The organism is Pedobacter sp. 01N416, assembly GCF_056399685.1.
Map to the genome: position 1 here is coordinate 1 of NZ_JBFTRT010000577.1, position 4,494 is coordinate 4,494.

At 37.6% G+C, this 4,494-nt stretch carries 3 protein-coding genes and 1 pseudogene; all 4 read left to right on the forward strand.

Features of this window, described 5'->3' with window-relative positions:
* Positions 1-74: 74 nt before the first annotated feature.
* Entirely contained in the window at positions 75-827 is a 753-nt protein-coding gene (locus tag AC1DND_RS23920; protein ID WP_477585074.1) for a peptide MFS transporter, read from the forward strand.
* Positions 817-1,605 (forward strand): POT-type proton-dependent oligopeptide transporter, encoded by a 789-nt coding sequence (locus tag AC1DND_RS23925; protein WP_477585075.1) that lies wholly within the window; start codon positions 817-819, stop codon positions 1,603-1,605. The genes AC1DND_RS23920 and AC1DND_RS23925 overlap by 11 nt, the downstream gene beginning before the upstream one ends.
* A 63-nt stretch (positions 1,606-1,668) precedes the next feature.
* Positions 1,669-3,150 (forward strand): peptide MFS transporter, encoded by a 1,482-nt coding sequence (locus tag AC1DND_RS23930; protein WP_477585076.1) that lies wholly within the window; start codon positions 1,669-1,671, stop codon positions 3,148-3,150.
* Between the two features lie 600 nt (positions 3,151-3,750).
* Positions 3,751-4,346, forward strand: a pseudogene (locus AC1DND_RS23935) (glycosyltransferase).
* Positions 4,347-4,494: the final 148 nt, after the last annotated feature.

Sequence of the window (4,494 nt, forward strand, 5' to 3'; positions counted from 1 at the left end):
ATATTGCGCCCTGCTTAACTGGCTTAAACAACACACAAATTCTGAATTCATAAACTAAAACCAACAAATGTTTTATGCAAACATCTAATGAAACCATTAGTATTGACCATAGCAAGGAACTAGATCTCCACTTAGACAGTAACAATGTATCCAAAGAAAAATTATTTAGCCACCCGGTAGGCCTCTTTGTGCTATTTTTCACAGAAATGTGGGAAAGATTTAGCTACTATGGAATGAGATCATTACTTGTTTTATTCTTAGTAAGCGAAATAAGTAAAGGTGGCTGGCACTGGACAAGGCCAGAGGCTTTACAACTCTACGCGTGGTACACAGGTTTAGTATATTTAACGCCAATAATTGGTGGCTTAATTGCCGATCGACTGACCGGATACAGGAAAGCTGTTATCTTAGGCGCTTTAATTATGACCATTGGACACATATCAATGGCGTTAGAAGGTTCAAATACCAATTTCTTTTATTTGGGATTATTTTTATTAATTACTGGAAACGGACTATTCAAACCAAATATTTCTTCTATCGTAGGAAAACTTTACCCATCTACAAGCGATAAAAAAGACGCTGCTTACACCATCTTTTACATGGGCATTAACTCTGGAGCCTTTTTAGGAATGTTAATGTGCGGTTATATCGGCGAAAAAGTGGGTTGGCATTGGGGTTTTGGATTAGCAGGGGTATTTATGTTTTTCGGAATGCTTCAGTTTTACTTCGGACAGAAAATCTTTGGTGTTTTAGGTGCTGCTGTAAATAAAACTAGCTGTAGTTGCTGTATTTTCAATTTTTACCATTTTCTTTTGGATGGTATTTGAACAGGCAGGCGGCTCAATGACCATTTTTGCTAAAGATTATACACTGAGAAATTTGACAGGAAATGCCAGTACAATTTTTAAATGGGTTGATGCAATACTTACTATTTTCCCACTCATTGCGGTAACTGTTGTTTTATTAAGCCTGGCGGCAAAAATCGCAAAAAAATATCCCGCCACAATAATTTTCACAGCAATAAGCTTCATAATCATCTGGGGATTAGCCATTTGGAAGGTAGAAAAAGAATTTACCGCTTTAAATACAGAAGTTCCTGCCTCATGGTTTGGAATTTTAAATTCATTCTTTATTGTTTCCCTTGCACCATTTGTGTCTAAAATATGGGAAACTAAATTTAACCCAAGTGGGCCTGTAAAATTTGGACTCGGTTTAATTTTTGTAGGTGTAGGTTTCGCAGGATTGGCTTATGGAGGTATGGACATTGCAAAAGGTGCTACATCTGCACAGGTAAGTATGTTTTGGTTAATTTTCGCTTACTTCTTCCATACCGTTGGGGAATTATGTGTTTCGCCTGTTGGATTATCTTACGTTAGTAAATTAGCTCCGGCCAAAGTGGTAGGTTTAATGTTCGGTGTATGGTTTACCTGTACAGCGATTGGTAACTGGTTAGCGGGTACTACCGGTGGCTTAATCGACAAAATAAGTTCAGAATACTCCATTTCGATTTTCTTCTTAATATTTACTATTATCCCTATTGTTGCAGGCTTAATTATGTTTGCTATAAGTCCGATATTGCGTAAATGGATGCACGGCGTTCACTAATCAAAAAATAAATTTAACATAAAGCCCGATCTCCATCGGGCTTTTAATTTTTAAACCTATTTAATGGAAAAAACAGTTTCAATAGAAGATATTCAAAATTTTGAGGGAAAGTACCCGAAACAGCTCTGGCATTTATCGTTGGTAGAAATGTGGGAGCGTTTCTGTTTTTACGGCATGCGCGGGGTATTGGCTTTCTTTATGGTTGAGCAACTGGGTTTAAGCGATCAAAAATCGAACCTACAGTACGGTGCTATACAAGCCTTTGTTTATGCCTTTACTTTTATAGGTGGTATTTTTGCCGATAAGATTTTAGGTTTCAGAAAATCTCTTTTTTGGGGCGGATCATTGATGATTATCGGGAATTTAATCCTAGCCTTCTCTCCTCATGATCTGTTTTATGTTGGAATTACCTTATCCATTATCGGAACAGGTTTCTTTAAACCCAATGTTTCATCAATGGTTGGCGAATTATACCACGAGAAAGACAACCGCAGAGATGCGGGTTATGGACTTTTCTATGCAGGGATTAATGTAGGTGGATTATTGGGCGGTGCCATGTGTATTTATCTTGGCAAGTATTACAGTTGGCACCTATGTTTCTTGTCTGCTGCACTGGTAATGATGTTCGGTTTGGGCACATTCATTTTCACAAAAAAACATTTAGGCCCGATCGGGAATTCGCCTTTGCTGCATCTTAAAAAATCGAAACAGCAGTTATGGGAAATAGTCGTTTACATAGGGTCGATACTTTGTATTCCACTGATTTATATCATGGTAAAAAATACGGCTTTTACCGATTATTTCATGTACACGATAGGCATTATTGCCCTGGTTTATTTCTTGTATGAAACCTTTAAAATAAAAGATAAAAAAGCGCAGTATAAACTACTGGCAGCTTTTGTTTTTATCTTCTGTTATTTCATTTTTATGGCCATATCTGAGCAGAGTGGCGGTTCATTATCGCTATTTGCGAAGGACAATCTTGATCATAAAATCCTCTTTTTCAATATCGATCCGAATGTGGTAAACAATAGCGTTAACTCGTTCTTTGTTATTGTTTTTAGTCCGATTGTTGGTATTTTGTGGTTAGGTTTATACAAACGTAAAATAGAACCGAACACGGTTGTAAAATTCGGAATCGGCTTCCTTTTACTGGCTTTGAGTTTCTACGTGTTTTACGCCACCAGGTTCTTCGCCAATGTACAGGGCATTAGCTCGTTAAATATATTTACATTAGCCTATTTATTATTAACCCTTGGCGAACTTTGTTTGGGCCCGATAGGTATGTCGATCATTACTAAACTTTCGCCAAAGAAAATGTTCGGGATGATGATGGGCCTTTGGTTTTTATCAAGTGCTTTCGGACAATTGGCTGCCGGAAAATTAGGCGCAGAAATGTCGAGTATTGATAATGCATCGTTGCCAACTAAATTAATGGCTTATACCGAAGGTTATAAAGCATTGGCTTTATATTCATTAATTGCGGGTTTGGCGCTGATTATTTTCTCGCAACTGGTTAAAAAGTTAATGCAAGAGGTGAGGTAAGAAAGGGATCGTCATTTCGATCCCGAATGTTCGGGAAGAAATCTATAAAACGATTATTTATTGATATACTGTAAGATTTGGAAATGAAAGGACAGTGGTTCTTGGAGGCCTGCTGTCCCGCTCTTGTTCCAAGTCCTCGCCCTCATGCTTCAGTCTTCGGGCTTTACACGCCGATCGGGTTTAGGAATATTGGTTTGAGCCGCAAAAGCTAAAAACAACTTCAAGAGCTAGTCGGGATTTGAAATCCCGTCTTATGAACTTAGGATTTGTAATCCTTGCAAAACTGCTAAACCAGATTACAAAACTGGAGGACAACGATCCGGATTACAAATCCGGACCAACAGAAAATTTTGAAAGATAATCTGCATTGATCCGCGAAATCAGCTGAAAATATTTAGGCAAGGTCTTCGACTACGCTCAGACTGACAAGTTTTAAAAACAATAAAACTATTAATAAAACAAGTTCAAGAATAGGAATCATTGGTTATTAATGAAAATTCATAAAGGTTTCATATTAAATATTTACTTTCGCAGTCTAAAAGCAAAGTGTAATAAATATATAAACACAGGAAGCTTACATTATTAAAAACCACAACAAACGTGTCAGATAGTTTAGTCATCATTCCCACCTACAACGAGAAGGAAAATATCGAAAAAATCATTAGAAAGGTTTTTTCTTTAACACAGCGTTTTCATGTTTTAATTATTGATGATGGTTCGCCTATTTCTCGCACAACCCCGATGATCTCTCACGCTTACGCGAAGCCTGTGTAAACGGTGCTGATGTAGCCATTGGCTCTAGGTATGTTAAGGGTGTAAATGTGGTAAATTGGCCAATGGGCAGGGTTTTAATGTCGTATTTTGCTTCAATGTATGTACGTATGATTACCCGTATAAACATTCAGGATGCTACTGCCGGATTTAAATGTTACCGCAAAATTGTCTTAGAAACCATTCCACTAAATAAAATTAAGTTTGTTGGTTATGCGTTTCAGATCGAAATGAAATTCACCGCCATTAAATTTGGCTTCAAAGTGGTCGAAGTTCCAATCATCTTCACCGACCGTACCGAAGGAACATCAAAAATGAGTACCCGTATTTTTAGGGAAGCTTTTTTAGGTGTAATACAAATGAAAATTTGGAGCTGGTTTAGGAGTTATAAAAGGGAGTCCGAAATCCGAAGACCAGAGTCTTAGTTTATATATAAAACTTCTTGTTTAATAATTTGAAAATGGGCGTACACAGGTTCTTCTGAAACAACAGTCCCGTTATCGCTTATAGTCCTCGCTTCGCTGTGGGCTATTCCGCTCTACCGGGTTTAATACCGAAGGGTTTGTACAGCAA

Excerpts from the sequence above, each read along its gene's own strand:
- AC1DND_RS23930 (WP_477585076.1), top strand. The coding sequence starts at position 1,669 with ATGGAAAAAACAGTTTCAATAGAAGATATTCAAAATTTTGAGGGAAAG.
- AC1DND_RS23920 (WP_477585074.1), top strand. The coding sequence starts at position 75 with ATGCAAACATCTAATGAAACCATTAGTATTGACCATAGCAAGGAACTA.
- AC1DND_RS23925 (WP_477585075.1), top strand. The coding sequence starts at position 817 with ATGGTATTTGAACAGGCAGGCGGCTCAATGACCATTTTTGCTAAAGAT.